13 protein-coding genes and 1 pseudogene are annotated in these 15,483 nt (G+C 69.5%); 11 read left to right on the top strand and 3 right to left on the bottom strand.

Going from position 1 to position 15,483, the window contains the following annotated elements; all coding sequences use genetic code 11:
- Nucleotides 1-455, top strand: a 455-nt coding sequence (locus tag AB0O21_RS38070; protein WP_365179782.1) for a cupredoxin family copper-binding protein, incomplete at its 5' end; no start/stop codon positions are given.
- 89 nt (nt 456-544) lie between these two features.
- On the opposite strand, the gene AB0O21_RS38065 is transcribed toward AB0O21_RS38070, so the two are convergent.
- Nucleotides 545-1,876: a chloride channel protein gene (locus AB0O21_RS38065; protein ID WP_365179779.1), complete on the bottom strand. Its 1,332-nt coding sequence runs from the start codon at nt 1,874-1,876 to the stop codon at nt 545-547.
- A gap of 270 nt (nt 1,877-2,146) precedes the next feature.
- On the opposite strand from AB0O21_RS38065, the gene AB0O21_RS38060 reads away from it, so the two are divergent.
- The 5 genes from AB0O21_RS38060 to AB0O21_RS38040 all read left to right on the top strand — a co-directional run bounded on the left by AB0O21_RS38060 (nt 2,147) and on the right by AB0O21_RS38040 (nt 7,866).
- Entirely contained in the window at nt 2,147-3,517 is a 1,371-nt protein-coding gene (locus tag AB0O21_RS38060; protein WP_365179776.1) for a GH1 family beta-glucosidase, read from the top strand.
- Nucleotides 3,514-4,785 carry an MFS transporter gene (locus AB0O21_RS38055; RefSeq protein ID WP_365179774.1) on the top strand — a complete coding sequence of 424 codons (1,272 nt, stop codon included), beginning with the start codon at nt 3,514-3,516 and terminating at the stop codon, nt 4,783-4,785. Before AB0O21_RS38060 ends, AB0O21_RS38055 begins: the two co-directional genes overlap by 4 nt.
- A gap of 67 nt (nt 4,786-4,852) precedes the next feature.
- Nucleotides 4,853-5,239 carry a VOC family protein gene (locus tag AB0O21_RS38050; protein WP_365179771.1) on the top strand — a complete coding sequence of 129 codons (387 nt, stop codon included), beginning with the start codon at nt 4,853-4,855 and terminating at the stop codon, nt 5,237-5,239.
- A gap of 199 nt (nt 5,240-5,438) precedes the next feature.
- Entirely contained in the window at nt 5,439-6,545 is a 1,107-nt protein-coding gene (locus AB0O21_RS38045; RefSeq protein ID WP_365179768.1) for a mechanosensitive ion channel family protein, read from the top strand.
- Nucleotides 6,546-6,738: 193 nt separating this feature from the next.
- Complete coding sequence (locus tag AB0O21_RS38040) at nt 6,739-7,866, top strand: glycosyl hydrolase (RefSeq protein WP_365179765.1); 1,128 nt, start codon at nt 6,739-6,741, stop codon at nt 7,864-7,866.
- Here the strand turns inward: AB0O21_RS38040 and AB0O21_RS38035 are convergent.
- Nucleotides 7,790-8,443, bottom strand: coding sequence for a CE1759 family FMN reductase (locus AB0O21_RS38035; protein WP_365179763.1), 654 nt, complete (start codon nt 8,441-8,443; stop codon nt 7,790-7,792). The two genes, AB0O21_RS38040 and AB0O21_RS38035, sit on opposite strands and share 77 nt — an antisense overlap.
- On the bottom strand, nt 8,440-9,525 hold the full coding sequence (locus tag AB0O21_RS38030) for an LLM class flavin-dependent oxidoreductase (RefSeq protein ID WP_365179760.1): 1,086 nt from the start codon (nt 9,523-9,525) through the stop codon (nt 8,440-8,442). The genes AB0O21_RS38035 and AB0O21_RS38030 overlap by 4 nt, the downstream gene beginning before the upstream one ends.
- A gap of 308 nt (nt 9,526-9,833) precedes the next feature.
- On the opposite strand from AB0O21_RS38030, the gene AB0O21_RS38025 reads away from it, so the two are divergent.
- From AB0O21_RS38025 to AB0O21_RS38005, 5 genes and pseudogenes are all read left to right on the top strand, one after another.
- Nucleotides 9,834-10,163, top strand: a complete 330-nt coding sequence (locus tag AB0O21_RS38025; RefSeq protein ID WP_365179757.1) for a nuclear transport factor 2 family protein — start codon at nt 9,834-9,836, stop codon at nt 10,161-10,163.
- Nucleotides 10,163-11,386 (top strand): annotated as a pseudogene (locus AB0O21_RS38020) (hypothetical protein); the annotation flags it as partial. The gene AB0O21_RS38025 and the pseudogene AB0O21_RS38020, both read left to right, overlap by 1 nt.
- Nucleotides 11,378-12,148: an alpha-ketoglutarate-dependent dioxygenase AlkB gene (locus tag AB0O21_RS38015; protein WP_365179785.1), complete on the top strand. Its 771-nt coding sequence runs from the start codon at nt 11,378-11,380 to the stop codon at nt 12,146-12,148. The pseudogene AB0O21_RS38020 and the gene AB0O21_RS38015, both read left to right, overlap by 9 nt.
- A gap of 142 nt (nt 12,149-12,290) precedes the next feature.
- Nucleotides 12,291-13,478, top strand: coding sequence for an MFS transporter (locus AB0O21_RS38010; protein WP_365179754.1), 1,188 nt, complete (start codon nt 12,291-12,293; stop codon nt 13,476-13,478).
- Between the two features lie 656 nt (nt 13,479-14,134).
- Complete coding sequence (locus tag AB0O21_RS38005; protein ID WP_365179752.1) at nt 14,135-15,397, top strand: globin domain-containing protein; 1,263 nt, start codon at nt 14,135-14,137, stop codon at nt 15,395-15,397.
- Nucleotides 15,398-15,483: the final 86 nt, after the last annotated feature.

Raw genomic sequence — 15,483 nt, 5'->3', positions numbered from 1 at the left:
CCGGACAGCACTCCCCACTCCACATCCGTCAGCTCATGACGACGCACCATGCCGACATGATCCCTCATCAGAACCATTTGAAGACACGGCCTAGGGGAGCAGCGGTAGGCGCCGCCTGCGCCTTGCTCGCCATCGTCGGCGCCACAGGCACCAGCGCCGCGCCCCTGTCCCCAACTGCCGGCGTGTCGACCGTCACGGTCGACAGTGCAGAGGTCCGCATCAAGGACTTCAAGTTCGCCCCTGCTGAGCTCAAGGTCAGCGCCGGCGCAAAGATCACCGTGACGAACGAGGACTCGGCTCCGCACACCTTGACAGCCACCGATGCCTATGCCTTCGACACCGGCACGATCGAAGCAGGCAAGTCCGCCACCTTCACCGCACCGTCCGAGCCCGGCAGCTACCCCTTCTTCTGCTCCTTCCACCCGCAGATGAAGGGGACGCTCATCGTCAGCTGACGATCTACGTCGGCACCGAGCCTGGCCCAGCACGCCGACTGGTGTGCCGGGCCTGTGCCTTCAAGGCCCCTCCCGGAGCCCGCAGCCCGTCAGGGGCGTTCCGTCATCCGCCGCCGCAGACTGTCGTAGACGGGCTCGCTCTCCAGCCGGTCCGCGGTCAGTGTCGCGGCGAAGCAGGCAATCATCAGCGGAACCAGGAGCGCGGTGGCGCCGGTCATCTCCACGACCAGTACGACGCCCGTGACCGGCGCCCGTACGACACCGGCGAACAAGGCGGCCATCCCAACGACGGCGAACGCGCCCGGGCCGGCCGAATGCTCCGGCAGCAGCGGCCCCGCGGCCGCGTGCGTGAGGGTGCCCCACAGGGCGCCCAGCGCCAGCAGCGGAGCGAAGAGACCGCCGGGGGTCGCTGCCGCGTAGCTGAGCGGCCCCGCCACGAAGCGGACGGCGAGATAGGCCGCCAACACCGCTACGGCGGGGCTGTCTCCTGCCACCAGTTGCTCGCTCAACTGGTCCCCGCCCCCTGCCAGCAGCGGGTCCCACGCCATCAGCAGGCCGACCACTGCCCCGATGCCGGCTGCCCGGACCACGAGCGGCACCCGCGTGAGCCCGTCACACACCGCCAGCGTCCCTACGACGAGAGCGCTGTAGGCCGCTCCCACTGCTCCGGCCGCGGCGCCGAACAGCAGGAAGACGGGCAGCATCCACACCGGCGGGACCGGCATGCCGGGCACCGGGAAGACCGGCGCGTCGCCCACCATCAACCGGGAGCTCGCCACCGCCGTGGCCGTGCCGATGAGAGTGAGCAGCACCAGGCGTGGCCGGACCGTACGGGTCACTTCCTCGCAGACGAACAGCAGCCCGCCGAGCGGGGCGGTGAACGCCGCGGCCAGGCCCGCACCGCTGAGCGCGGTGTGCAGCAGCCGGGTGTCCTCGCTGCCCAGCCGGGTACGGCGGCCCGCCTCGGACCCGATCGCGGCCCCCATGTGCACCAGCGGGCCCTCGCGTCCGAGCAGCAGGCCCGAGCCGATGGCGATGAGTCCGCCGACGAACTTCGCCGGCACCAGCCACAGCGATCGGGGTCCGGGTCCGGCCTCGTCCCGCCACACGGCTTCCACGTGCTGAATCCCGCTGCCCGCCGCATATGGAACCCGCTGGGCGATCGCGCACGCCACCGCCGCGCCCACCGCCGCGAGCGCGATCGGGATCAGCCAGCCCGGGCCGCCGAGCCCCGCGGCGCTCTCCAGCACCGAGCCGCGCAGCCTGTCGGCGCGTTCCAGGCACCACCGGAACGCCCCGGCGACCAGCCCCACCAGGCAGGCGGCCGGCACCGCGATGAGGTAGGGGCGGTACCCGTCCCCAACCCGGCGGGCCGTCGTCGCCGGCCCCGGACGACCGGGGCGGGACCGATCACCGGGCATGCAGCCTCCTCACCGAGCCGTTCTGGGCGTCGTCCGAGCCTGGACCCGCGGGCCGGTCATCACGGCGAAGCTCGCCGAGTCCGCACCTCGAGGCGCCCGACCGGACGAAGGCGACGGCGAGTGCGTCAGGCGGTGAAGAAGTTGAGGATTGTTCACTTTCCATTGACAGGGCGGGTGGGGGAACCCGAAAGTGCCGTGAGCAACCCGTCCGGCAGCGCCCCCGTGGCGCTGTTGGGGCATCCATGCCTCCCTCGACCGAAGCGAGTCCGCATGACAGCGCCCGTACCCGAGTTCCCGGCCGGCTTCCTCTGGGGAGTCTCCGCCTCCGCCTTCCAGATCGAGGGCTCGCTGACGGCCGACGGCCGGGGCCCCTCCATCTGGGACGCCTTCACCAGGAAGCCGGGACGCATCAAGGACGGGTCGCACGCCGATCTGGCCACCGACCACTACCGGCGCTACCGCGAAGACGTGGCGCTGATGGCCGAACTCGGCGTCGGCGCCTACCGGTTCTCGGTCTCCTGGTCCCGCGTGCTGCCCGACGGCCACGGCCGCCTCAACGCCAAGGGGCTGGACTTCTACGACCGGCTCGTCGACGAGCTGTGCGCCTCGGGGATCGCCCCGGTGCCCACGCTCTTCCACTGGGACACCCCGTTGGCCCTGGAGGAGCAGGGCGGCTGGCTCAGCCGCGACACCGCCGAGCGGTTCGCGGAGTACGCCTCGGTGGTCGCACAGCGCCTCGCCGACCGCGTACCCATGTGGATCACGATCAACGAACCCGCCGAGGTGACCCTCCTCGGCTACGGCCTCGGCGAGCACGCCCCCGGCAGGCGTCTCGTCTTCGACGCCCTGCCCGTGGCCCACCACCAGCTTCTGGCCCACGGCCTGGGCGTGCAGGCCCTGCGCGCCGCGGGCGCGCGCCACATCGGCATCGCCGCCTCGCACAGTCCCGTCTGGACGGCCGGGGACAGCGACGCCGACCGGGCCGCCGCCGAGTTGTACGACACGCTGACGAACCGCCTCTTCGCCGACCCCATCCTGACCGGCGCCTACCCGGACGAGGGACTGGCCTCTATGCTCCCCGGCCCGGTGGCGGAGGACCTCATGACGATCTCGGCCCCGCTGGACTGGTACGGGATCAACTACTACAACCCGATGCTCGTCGGCGCCCCGCAGCCGGCCACCGCCTCCGACTTCGGCGGCATCGAGATACCGTCGGACCTCCCCTTCGCCATCCAGCAGATCGAGGGGCGCGAACTCACCGACTTCGGCTGGCCGGTGGTCCCGGACGGACTGCGCGAGCTCCTCGCCACCATGCGCGAGCGCTACGGCGACCGGCTGCCGCCCCTGTACATCACCGAGAACGGCTGCTCGTACGGTGACGGGCCGGACCCGGTCGCGGGACGGATCGACGACGCGCGCCGGATCGCGTACCACGACGGCCACGTGCGCGCCCTGCACCGGGCGATGGCGGAGGGGGCCGATGTCCGCGGCTACTTCATCTGGTCGATCCTCGACAACTTCGAGTGGGCGGAGGGGTACCGGCAGCGGTTCGGGCTCGTCCACGTCGACTACGAGACGCTGGAGCGGACGCCCAAGGAGTCGTACGCCTGGTACCGCGACCTGATCAAGAGCGGCAGATGACCGCCGAGGGCACGGCGGCCGAGGGCACTGCGGCCGAAGGCACGGCGGCCGCGAAGGCTCCGGCCCCGGCCGACGGGCGGTGGGTGGGCGCGCTGGCCCTCGCCAACCTCGGCGTCTGGGTGGGCTGGTTCGGCCCGCTGCAACTGCTCCTGGCGCGCCAGGCCGAACAGCTCACCCCCGACCACAAGACGTCCACCCTCGCCCTGGTCACGGGAGTGGGGGCCGCCGTGTCGATGGTCGCCAACCCCGTCTTCGGGGCGCTTTCCGACCGGACCACGGCATCGGTGGGCCGCCGTATCCCCTGGGTGATCGCCGGGGTCGCGGGTGGGGCCGCCGGGCTGGTCGTCCTCTCCCTGGCGCAGAGCGTCACGACGGTCATCGCGGGCTGGTGCCTGGTCCAGCTCGCCCTCAACGCGGCGTTCGCCGCCCTCACCGCGGCCGTCCCCGACCAGGTGCCGCCCCGGCGGCGCGGTCTGGTCGGCGGCTGGCTGGGCGTTTCCCAGGTCGGCGGCATCCTCACGGGTACGGCGCTGGCGACGGTCGCGGGCGGGGTGAGCGCCGGGTACCTCGTCTGTGCGGTCTTCTCGGTACTCGCGGCCGTTCCGTACGTACTGATGCGGCGCGACACTCCGCTCTCCCCCGCACATCGGCCGGCCTTCCGATGGCGGACGTTCCTCACCGGCTTCTGGATCGACCCGCGCCGCCATCCGGATTTCGCGTGGGCCTGGCTCACCCGCTTCCTGATGAACCTGTCGTACTCCATCAGCACGATGTACCTGCTCTACTACCTGACCGACGCCGTGCGCTACGAAGGCGACGCGGACACCGGCGTACTGATCCTCACGGCGCTCAACGCGCTCACCCTGCTCTCCACGGTGGTGATCAGCGGCATCCGGTCGGACCTCACCGGCCGCCGGAAGCCCTACGTCATCTGGTCCGGGCTGGTCATCTCCGCGGCAACCCTGCAGCTCGCCGTCTGGCAGACCTGGACCGGTGCGGTCGTCGCCTCGCTCGTCCTCGGCCTCGGCTTCGGCGTGTACACGTCCGTGGACTTCGCCCTGCTCACGGACGTGCTGCCGACCGCGGAGGACCGGGGCAGGGACCTGGGCGTCATCAACATCGCCAACGCACTGCCCCAGGTGCTGGCCCCGGTGATCGCAGCCCCGGTCGTCACCCACTTCGGCGGGTACACGGCCTTGTACGCGTTCGCGGGCGCTCTGGCCCTGGCGGGGTCGGTACTGGTCCGCCGGATCCGCTCGGTTCCGTAAGGCCGCGGTTCCGCAAGGCCGCGCCGCACCGGCCTGCCGGGACACCGCATGGGCGAGAGTGGGGATCATGGTGCATGTACTGGGCAGCAGGGTTCTGCTGCGTCCCACGAATCCCGAGCTCTCACGCGCCTTCTACGGCGAAACCCTGGGGCTCGCCGTCTACCGCGAATTCGGCACCGGCCCCGAGCACGGCACCGTCTACTTCCTCGGCGGCGGATTCCTGGAGGTGTCGGGGCGCGCCGAGGCGCCGCCGGCGCCAGGGCTGCGGCTCTGGCTCCAAGTCGCGGACGTGCAGGCCTCGTACGAGGAACTGCTCAGTCGGGACGCCGAGGTGCTGCGGCCTCCGCGGCTCGAGCCCTGGGGCCTGATCGAGATGTGGATCGCCGACCCGGACGGTGTGCGGATCGCCGTCGTGGAGGTACCGGCGGATCACCCGCTGCGCTTTCGCCCCTGATCGAGGCGCCGCCCCCGCGTGTGGTGGGCCCGAGTGCGTGAGGCAGGATGGCAGCCCGTTCCGGATGCGCACATTCGTCCGAACGGGGCTTCTCGCACGCCAAACTGACAGGTGAAAAGGTGACGACACACCCCATACGACGGCCGGCAGCGCCCGCCGCGACTCCCCCGGGCCGGCGCGGCGGAACGGGGGCCGTCCGTTGATCCGGGACCTCGTGCTGCACGACTGGCTGGTGGCCGGTGTCGCGTTGGCGGCGGGCGCCGTGGCCGGGCTGCTGCTGCGCGGCCTCCTGCGGTGGCTGGGCCGGCACGCCGAACGGACCCGCTGGCGGGGCGACGACGTCATCGTCGACGCGCTGCGCACCATCGTGCCCTGGGCCGCCCTCATCGCCGGCGCCGCGGTGGCCGCCACGACCCTGCCCCTCACCGGACGGGTCTCGGGGTTCGTGAACCAGTCCCTGACCGCGCTGCTCGTCCTCATCGCCACGCTCAGCGCGGCGCGGGTCGTCGCGGGCCTCGTCCAGTCCGTGGCCGGCGCGCGCACGGGGGTGGCCGGGTCGGCGACGATCTTCGTCAACATCACGCGGATCGTGGTCCTGGTGATGGGCGTTCTCGTAGCCCTCGAGACCCTGGGCGTGTCCATCGCGCCGCTGGTCACCGCCCTCGGAGTGGGTGGTCTGGCCGTTGCCCTGGCGCTCCAGGACACTCTCGCCAATCTCTTCGCGGGGGTGCACATCCTGGCCTCGAAGACCGTGCAGCCAGGTGACTACATCCGGCTCAGCAGTGGCGAGGAGGGGTACGTCGTCGACATCAACTGGCGCAACACCGTGGTGCGGAACCTGTCGAAGAACCTGGTGATCATCCCGAACGGGCGGCTCGCGCGGACGAACATGACCAACTTCACGCAGCCGGAACAGCAGTTGTCGATCCTGGTCCAGGCGGGAGTGGGCTACGAGAGCGATCTGGAGCACGTCGAGCGGGTGACCCTCGACGTGGTCCGCAGCGTGATGGCCGACGTGAGCGGCGCGGTCCCCGATCACGAAGGGGCCGTCCGCTTCCACACGTTCGCGGACTCCCGGATCGACTTCACGGTGATCCTGGGCGTCGGCGAGTTCAGCGACCAGTACCGGATCAAGCACGAGTTCATCAAACGCCTGCACCGGCGGTACCGGGCGGAGGGCATCTCGATCCCCGCACCGACGCGGACGGTCGCACTCGAACCGAACATGCTCCAGATACCGCCGTCCTCGCCGGTCCCGCACCAGCGCGAGGCATCGCCGTCGCTGCTCACGGACAGCGGCCGATAGCCCGCCGGAACGGCCATGGCCCCACGCACAGCCAATCCCCACGGGAGCGTGTCGCGGGGTTCACCCGGTCGGGCCAGGCGAAGGCCGCCGGCTGCTGCGGATGGCCCATCACCGGGACACCCGACACGCCACGCATCGGATGAATGTCTAACGTCGGTGTCACGCAGCGGTTCGCGAAACCCGTGGAGGTGTCATGTCCCGTCGAGGCCGCTGGCTGGCCGGCGCCTGCACGAGCACGGTCGCTGCCGGTCTGCTCTTCATCGGCGGGGCCCCCGCCCCGCCCGTGTACAAGGGTTCCGCCGGCAGCGGCGGCAACACCGGCAGCGACGTCGCGGTGGGCGCCTACCTCCACTACGGCTCGCCCGGCGTCGAGAGGATGCGGGAGTTCTCGCGCTGGCTCGGGCGTACCGAGCTGCGCGCCGGCCACACCTACCTCCCCGGCGACACCTGGTCGAACATCGAGGGGGCACCCGATTCCCTGCGCAGCTGGGCGCAGTGGCGCAGGGCGAAGGCCGATCGGCTGTTCGTCCTGAACGTGCCCATGCTGGAGCGCAACGAGGCCAACGTCCCGGACGGGGAGGCCGCCGAGCTGCTGCGCGCCGGCGCGCGGGGTGCGTACGACCACCACTTCCGGCGGCTGGCCGAACGTCTGGTCGCGCTCGGGGTGCCGGACACGGTGGTCGTGCTCGGCTGGGAGATGAACGGCTTCAACTACACCCACCGCTGCCGGCCCGACCCCGAGAGCTGGAAGAAGTACTGGCGCCGCATCGTGGCTGCCATGCGTTCTGTGGAGAGGCAGCGGTTCCGCTTCGACTTCGCCCCCAACCGCGGCGGTGACGCGATCGCCTGGACCCGGTGCTATCCCGGCGACGACGTGGTCGACATCATCGGCATGGACACGTACGACCAGCCGCCCGGCGACACCTTCGACGAGCAGATCACCCAGCCCTACGGACTCCAACAGCAGGCCGACTTCGCCAAGGCGCACGGCAAGCGCATCTCGTATCCCGAATGGGGGCTGTTCCGCAACGGGGACAACCCCGAGTACATGCGGCGCATGCTGCAATGGATCTCCGATCACAAGCCGCTGTACCACAGCATCACCGACTACTGCCCGCACGGCGTGTGGCAGTGCGACCAGAACCCGCGGTCCGCGCAGGTGTTCCGGGAGTTCCCGTCCACGAACCACGGCAGCGGTCGTCGCCCCCGTCTCGCCGACCAGCCCGTCGCACCAGCGCCCGCGGCTATCCGGCCCCCAGCGCGGCAAGCCGCTGTTCGAACGGCACCACCTCGATGCCGTGCTTCGCACCCACCGAGGTGATCGCCCCTGTCCGCGAACGGGGTGCGAGCGCTGCGGCAGTATCGAGGTCCGGGGCGGCGTGCCGGGCGAGGGGCGCCATGAAGCGCGCCAGCTCCGCACCCGCACGGGCGATCCGCTGCGCCGGCCCCTCATCGCCCCAGTCCTCCGAAGCCATGAACACGGCGGTCGGCAGGACGAGCGCACGCAGATGGCTGAACATCGGGCGCATGGCGTGTTCGGTGACCAGTGAGTGCCGGGCCGTGCCGCCGGTCGCGCCGAGGAGCACCGGCTTGCCCGTGAGTGCGTCCTTGTCGATGACGTCGAAGAACGACTTGAACAGGCCGCTGTACGACGCCGCGAACACCGGCGTCACAGCGATCAGGCCGTCCGCGGCCGCCACCGCGTCGAGCGCGGCGGCCAGCCTGGCCGGCGGGAATCCGGTGACGAGGTGCTGGGCGATCTCCGTCGCCAGGTCCCTCAGTTCGATCACTTCCGGCTCGGCGTCCACGTGGGCGAGGGTCGCGGCCGTGAGCCGGTCGGCGAGAAGGCGGGTCGAGGAGGGGGAGCTCAGGCCCGCCGATACGACGACGATCTTCATGCCCGCGCCTCCTCCTTCGCCGCCACACGGGCCGAGTGCGTCGGCGCGTCCGGCACACCGGCCGGGCGCAGGCTCGCGAACTCCTTGCGCAGCACCGGTACGACCTCCTCGCCGAGCAGGTCGAGCTGCTCCAGGACGGTCTTCAGGGGGAGGCCCGCGTGGTCCATCAGGAACAGCTGGCGCTGGTAGTCCCCGGCGTAGTCGCGGAAGGACAGGGTCCGCTCGATGACCTCCTGCGGCGAGCCGACGGTCAGCGGCGTCTGGGAGGTGAACTCCTCCAGGGAAGGGCCGTGGCCGTAGACCGGGGCGTTGTCGAAGTACGGGCGGAACTCGCGCACCGCGTCCTGCGAGTTCTTGCGCATGAACACCTGGCCGCCGAGCCCGACGATGGCCTGCTCGGGGGTGCCGTGCCCGTAGTGGGCGTAGCGCTCCCGGTACAGGTTGACCATCTGCTCGGTGTGTGAGGCGGGCCAGAAGATGTTGTTGTGGAAGAAACCGTCGCCGTAGTACGCGGCCTGCTCGGCGATCTCCGGCGAGCGGATGGAGCCGTGCCACACGAACGGCGCGACGCCGTCCAACGGACGAGGGGTGGAGGTGAAGGACTGCAGCGGCGTGCGGAACTTGCCCTTCCAGCTGACGACGTCCTCGTCCCACAGGCGGCGCAGCAGCGCGTAGTTCTCGATGGCGAGGTCGATGCCGTCGCGGATGTCCTTGCCGAACCAGGGGTAGACCGGGCCGGTGTTGCCGCGACCCATCATCAGGTCGACGCGGCCGTCCGCGAGGTGCTGGAGCATCGCGAAGTCCTCGGCGATCTTCACCGGGTCGTTCGTCGTGATCAGTGTCGTCGACGTGGACAGGATCAGGTTCTCGGTGCGCGCGGCGATGTAGCCGAGCATCGTCGTCGGGGAGGAGGGCACGAACGGCGGGTTGTGGTGCTCCCCGGTGGCGAAGACGTCGAGGCCGACCTCCTCGGCCTTCTGCGCGATGGCGAGCATCGCCTTGATGCGCTCGTGCTCGCCGGGCGCGCGTCCGGTCGTCGGATCGGGTGTGACGTCACCGACGGTGAAGATCCCGAACTGCATGGCTCCCCTTCCCAGGGTTGTTTAGAGTTCAACCATACTCGCAAACGGATGGGCCGGACGAGGTATTCCCATGGAGGGAGCCCCCGGCCCCAGGAGGCCGGGAAGGAACTCAGCACGTCGGCAACGGCCCGCGGATCCTCCGGCTGCGGACAGTGACCGCCCGCAGGCGGTCCGGCGAGTTCGCCGTCCGCGCGATCTCCGAGGGCCTGCGGGAGGAGTCACCGAACGGCAGTCGACGTCAACGAGATCGTCGTCCGTCCCGCCGCGAGTGCCCAGTGACCCGCCGCTCCTCCGCGAAAGGTGATGACATGCCCCGCGCGTCCTACGCCATCGGCGCCGGCGACGGCAACGGCAACGGCCTGGCCCGCAGACTGCAGGCCTTGGAGGACAAGGAAGCGCTGCGCGCACTCCTGATCCGCGGATGGCGGGCGCTGGACCACAAGGACTCGCGGGCTTGGTCCCGCTGCTGGGCCGATGACTCGGTGCTGGAGTTCGGGCCGTGGGGGACGATCCGCGGCAGGGAGGCTGCGCACACCGCCCGTACAGCAGAACCACGTTGCCCGCTGTCGAGCCCCGTGAGAGCATCATGGTTCTTTTGGGCAATCGGCCAAGATCTGCGAATGGCAGGTACCGTTTGATGCGCACAACAGAGCTGCCAGAAGCCTGCATCGAGGATGCGAGCAACACCTTGGTTGCGCCTTCGATGCTGCAAGACAGCGACTTGATCAGGGACTTCTTCGGCTCGGTAATCACGCCAGAGGACCTTGCCTCCGGTTCGCCCGACCTCGCGCAGAAGACCGTCTACCTGTGTGGCGATATCTCCGAGATCAGTAGCAGCCAACTGCACGCGGCTGCCCGGGTATTCGTCATCCGGGAGCTGTCACACGGCTACCACGAGGACGTCGACGGACCTTGGACCCTCGTCGACCTCGGCCGAGTTCCCCTCCGCGTACACGGCGTCGGCGTGTACTACCGCCGCTTCTTCGGACTCGACGCCGATCACTTCGGACGGATCCGTGCCGAGCACGCGTTCCAGTCGCTGACGGAGTCCACCAAGCCTGGAACAGCCCATCGCAGCGGAATCTATCTGACGCCCGTCACACGGAACGGCGACGAACTGCATTTCCGCCTGCTCCGGTGCTCCACCAATCTCTCGGGGCCGACCGAGAGCTTTCGCCCGACCGACACGCACATCGTCGAGGCTCTGAACCGCGAGGCCGCCACCGTCTTCCGAAACCGGGCACCACTCAATCACGTACTCGCTCAGATCTACCACAACACCCTTGCCACGGCCGAGCGCAAGCAGTCAAAGGCCAAGATCTCGGCCCATGCCGACAAGACCAAGGACATGCCCGTCAACGGCATCCTGGCCTTCTGCACCTTCTATGACGGGCTCGACGAGCTGCAGCCCCTGGCCGAAGACCCCTTCGACTATGGCGTGAAGGGTGCCAGCGGGCTGACCAAACTCCATTTCCGCCTCAAGGAGTCCACCGAAAAACACGACGGTGCCGCACTCCCGCCGCAGTTCACCGTGACTCTCTACCCCGGCTCCGTGTTCTTCATGCCACTGTCCACCAACCGTCTGTATACACACGAAATCCGCCCCTCATCGTTGGACGCCGAGTTGCTCCCGACCCGATTGGGGTACGTGGTGCGCTGTTCGAGCGCCGAAGCCGTTCACCAGAACGGCAGTACGTTCCTCAAAGGAGTGGCCGGAGATCTGACGAAACTGGAACCACCCACACCGGACGGAATGAACGAGCTGCGCAAACTGTACGCCGAGGAGAACAGGACCTCATCCTTCATTGACTACGGCGACGAATTCCTCTTCAGCATGAACACGGGAGACTACATTGCCCCCGAGTCTAGGATCGTGGATGAGATCCTCTCGTGCGATTTGCCAACCGATGAGAATCTCTTTGCGGAGCTGTCCGCGTCGGTTCGCTGGGAAGACACAGGAAAAGGCCGGCGAGGCGCCACGATCACCAAGATAGACGAGGCTGGCCGTGTGCCTCTCGTGCGCACTACCACTCGATACGGCAGCCCGACGCAGCCTTTCCGGGCGGTGCACGAACGGCTGGCGCAACTGGTTCAAGAACGTGCGGCGCTCCCGGTCGGCTTCAACAACGCTCTCATGGAGACCTACACGAACGCGTACGCAACCATGGGCAGCCATTCCGACCAAGCCCTCGATCTGGCCGACGAGTCGTTCATCGCCGTCTTCTCCTGTTACCAAGATCCCGAAGCGGGCCCGCCGAGGAAGCTGATATTCGAATCGAAGGGGTCCAATGGCGAGAGGTTCGAAATTCCCCTCGCCCACAACAGTGTCGTCGCGTTCTCAGTCGACTCGAATCGGAGACTCAGGCACAAAATCGTATTGGACACGTCCGTCCGAGCCGCGGACAACCAATGGCTGGGCGTAACATTTCGAACGTCAAAGACTTTCGTTCGGTTTCGCGACGGACATGCATATCTCCCGCAAGGGGCACGCCTCATGGCGGCCGACGATGAGCAGAGCCGCGAATTTTACCAACTACGGCGCCGCGAGAACAAAGAAACGGACTTCACCTACCCCCTGCTGACGTACACCATCAGCGAGAGCGATCTGATGCTGCCCCTCTGACCCGTCCCGCGTCGCCATTGAGGCACGCGATCTTGGTGCAACCACGGCGGGTTCTGGAACCGCTGTTAGCCTGCTGTCCATGATCAAGGGCAGCCTGGCGGTCCGAATAGGCCGCATCGCGGGGGACAGCAGGCCGGAGCGCGTGCTGATCGCCGCCAGTTTCGTCAACCGGGTCGGCAACGGTCTGTTCAACGCGGCGTCGGCGCTCTACTTCACCTTGGTCGTGGGCCTGCCCGCGGTGCAGGTCGGCGCCGCGCTCACCATCGCCGGAGTGATCGGCTTGTCCGCGGGGATACCCGGAGGGCATCTCGCCGACCGGCGCGGGGCGCGCACGGTCATGATGTCGGCCCTCGCGGTCCAGGCGATGTCGATGGCGGCCCTCGTCCTCGTCGAGAGCTGGGCCGCGCTCACGATCATCGCGACGGTCGACCAGATCGCCGCGGCGGCCGGCGGGGCGGCCTGGGGCGCTCTGGTGGTCCGGGTCGGGGGTGATCGCCCGGCCCTGTTCCGGGCGAGGTTGCGCACCTTCGTCAATCTGGGCGTCATTCTCGGAACGGTGGGTGCCGGGCTGGCGCTGGCCGCGGACACCCGTGCCGCCTATGTCGCGCTGATCCTCGGCAACGCGGCGAGCTTCGCCCTGTGCGCGGTTCTTCTGCTCCTGCTGCCCCGCTATCCGGTGCTGGCGGCACCGCCGCAGCAGCATCGCCGGCTCGCTTTCACGGACCGTCCGTTCCTGACGTTCACCGCCCTCTACGGGGCCATGGGACTGCAATACCCGGTGGTCTCCCTACTCCTGCCGATCTGGATCTCCGAACACACCGAAGCGCCGCGCTGGACGGTGGCCGCGCTGTTCGCCGTCAATGCCGCCTTCTGCGTGCTGATGCAGACCAGGATCGGGTCCCGTATCGAAACCCCGCACGACGGCGGCAGGGCGTTTCGCACCGCGGGGCTGCTCTTCCTCGTCAGCTGCCCGATGATGGCCCTTGCGGCGTACACCCCGGTCTGGGCGGCAGCGGGACTGGTCCTGGCGGCGATCTTCGTCCATAGCCTGGGAGAGGTCTGGGAATCCTCGGCGGGCTTCGCCCTGGGCTTCGGCCTTGCCCCCGACCATGCCCAGGGTCAGTACCAGGGTCTCCTCGGCCTCGGTTTCAGCGCGGGCCAGGCCCTCGCCCCCGCGATCCTCACCACGGTGGTGCTCGGCCTCGGCACGGCGGGCTGGCTGCTACTGGCGGTGTTCTTCGCGGCGCTCGGCGCTGCCGGCCCACCTCTCGCCCGCTGGGGCGTGCGGACCCGGCCGCAGCCGGGCGTTGCTGTGGAAGTAGCGGGATGACCTGGGAGTAGGTGTCAGGATTCCATGGGTGGTGGTCAGGCCGCCCTGCCGTAGCCGTCCGCGTCGGGGCCGTCGCCGCGCCGCGGACTGGAGTCGACGGCGCCGGGGCCTTGGGGGACCGCGCCGGCCCGCAACCGTGAGGGTCCCGGCCGGACCCGTACCCCAGCAGCAGCCTCAGCACCACCACCGGAACGATCCCCTTCCGCATCAGCGCCACGGATCCTCCACAACACCGGCACAACCGCCGCGGCCGCGCCGACCGAGGCACGCCGCCCGCCGCCCGAAGCAGCCAGGACGACTCCGCCGGGACCGCGCCCACCAGCGCGCGGTGTCTGCCACCGCCGCTCCCCAGGGCGAGCCGACGGGCGCGCGCCCGGACTCGCCGTCGGCCGCGCACATTTCGGACGAGAGGGACGGTCGCCCGCCCCGCCATCTCAAAAATGACCTTGGCTACTTCTGAGTCACCTCCACCATCGGGTACGGTCCGGAACCACTTAGTCCGCTTCTGCGGCTCCCAACCTGCCCGAGGACCCCATGTCTGCCCGTGACCTCCCCGCCCGCCATGCCCATCGGGGGCACCGCCCCGCGTGCGCGAGCACCTCCCGGTCAGCCCCGGACCGGCCCTCCCCAACACCCTGCAAGGGAGCTCTGGTCCCTTGAGGTTCCGGATCAAACGCTCGGGCGGCACACCCCCGTTCCCGCATCCGCAGACCCCGGCACCCGCTCCGGCCCCCACCCGGCGGCCCGTCGAGCCGGAGCCCGTCGAACCGGAGCCCGTCGAACCGCCTCTGTCCCCCCACGAGATAGCCCTCATCCGCGCCTCCGTCGCGGTGGTCGAGCCGCTCGCCGCAGACATGACGGTCTACTTCTACGCGATCCTCTTCGCCCGCTACCCCGAAGTACGGCCGATGTTCCCGCCGGGCCTGGATGCCCAGCGCGGCCGCCTGCTGCGCTCGCTGCTGCACATAGTCGACCTGGTCGACGACCCGGAGAACCTGGTGCGCTTCTGCGGCCACCTAGGCCGTGACCACCGCAAGTTCGGGGCGCTCCGCGCGCACTTCCCCGCCGTGGGCGAATGCCTCCTCGCCTCCCTGGCCCGCTATGCCGGTCCCGCCTGGACCGGGGAACTCTCCGCCACCTGGGCAAAGGCCTACGGCCTGGTCGCCGACGCCATGGCCGACGCCGCCGAGCAGGACGCCGAACTACGGCCCGCCGTATGGCCCGCCACCATCGTGCGCCTCGTACCGCGCGGGAACGGCATCGCCGAGATCACCGTCCGCCCCCACATGCCCTACGAGTACGCCGCCGGGCAGTTCGTCAGCGTGGAAACACCGTGGTACCCCAAACAATGGCGCTACTACTCCCCCGCCAACGCGCCCCGCGAGGACGGCAGCCTCACGTTCCACGTTCGCGCGGTGCCCGGCGGTTCCGTCAGCGGGGCATTGGTGCACCATTCCGCAGTGGGTGATGTTCTGCGACTCGGCGCTCCCATGGGAGACATGGTGCTGGACGCCGCAGTCTCCAGGGATCTGGTGTGCGTGGCCGGCGGCACCGGACTCGCCCCCATCCGCGCGATAGTCGAAGAGGTGGCCCGGCGGGATGGCAGGCACCAGGTGGAGCTCTTCTTCGGCGCCCGTACCGGCGCCGAACTGTACGGGGTCGACGACATGCTGCGCCTGGCACAGCGGCACCACTGGCTGACCATCAGGGGAGCGGTGTCCCACGAGTACATCCCCGGGATCCGAGGATCGCTACCGCAGGTCCTCGCCGAGTACGGGCCGTGGTACCAGCACGACGTGTTCCTCAGCGGTCCCGCCCCGATGGTCATCTCCGCGATGGACACGCTCACGCTCGGCGGCACGTCGCCCGACCGTATCCACCACGACCCGTTCGACACCCCCGTCCTGTCGACTCCCTGAGCTGCGGCAGCGGCAACCGACCCAACGGCGTGGCCGCCACTTCACCGCCGACGAGCTACGCACGCCGCACCCCCGGCCCGGTCCTC

The organism is Streptomyces sp. NPDC091371 (genome assembly GCF_040684275.1).
Lineage (GTDB): Bacteria > Actinomycetota > Actinomycetes > Streptomycetales > Streptomycetaceae > Streptomyces.
This window is presented reverse-complemented; position numbering and strand designations above follow the sequence as displayed.

Coding starts and splice junctions, on each gene's coding strand:
- AB0O21_RS38065 (WP_365179779.1), bottom strand. CDS start 1,876: ATGCCCGGTGATCGGTCCCGCCCCGGTCGTCCGGGGCCGGCGACGACG.
- AB0O21_RS38060 (WP_365179776.1), top strand. CDS start 2,147: ATGACAGCGCCCGTACCCGAGTTCCCGGCCGGCTTCCTCTGGGGAGTC.
- AB0O21_RS38055 (WP_365179774.1), top strand. CDS start 3,514: ATGACCGCCGAGGGCACGGCGGCCGAGGGCACTGCGGCCGAAGGCACG.
- AB0O21_RS38050 (WP_365179771.1), top strand. CDS start 4,853: ATGGTGCATGTACTGGGCAGCAGGGTTCTGCTGCGTCCCACGAATCCC.
- AB0O21_RS38040 (WP_365179765.1), top strand. CDS start 6,739: ATGTCCCGTCGAGGCCGCTGGCTGGCCGGCGCCTGCACGAGCACGGTC.
- AB0O21_RS38035 (WP_365179763.1), bottom strand. CDS start 8,443: ATGAAGATCGTCGTCGTATCGGCGGGCCTGAGCTCCCCCTCCTCGACC.
- AB0O21_RS38030 (WP_365179760.1), bottom strand. CDS start 9,525: ATGCAGTTCGGGATCTTCACCGTCGGTGACGTCACACCCGATCCGACG.
- AB0O21_RS38025 (WP_365179757.1), top strand. CDS start 9,834: ATGCCCCGCGCGTCCTACGCCATCGGCGCCGGCGACGGCAACGGCAAC.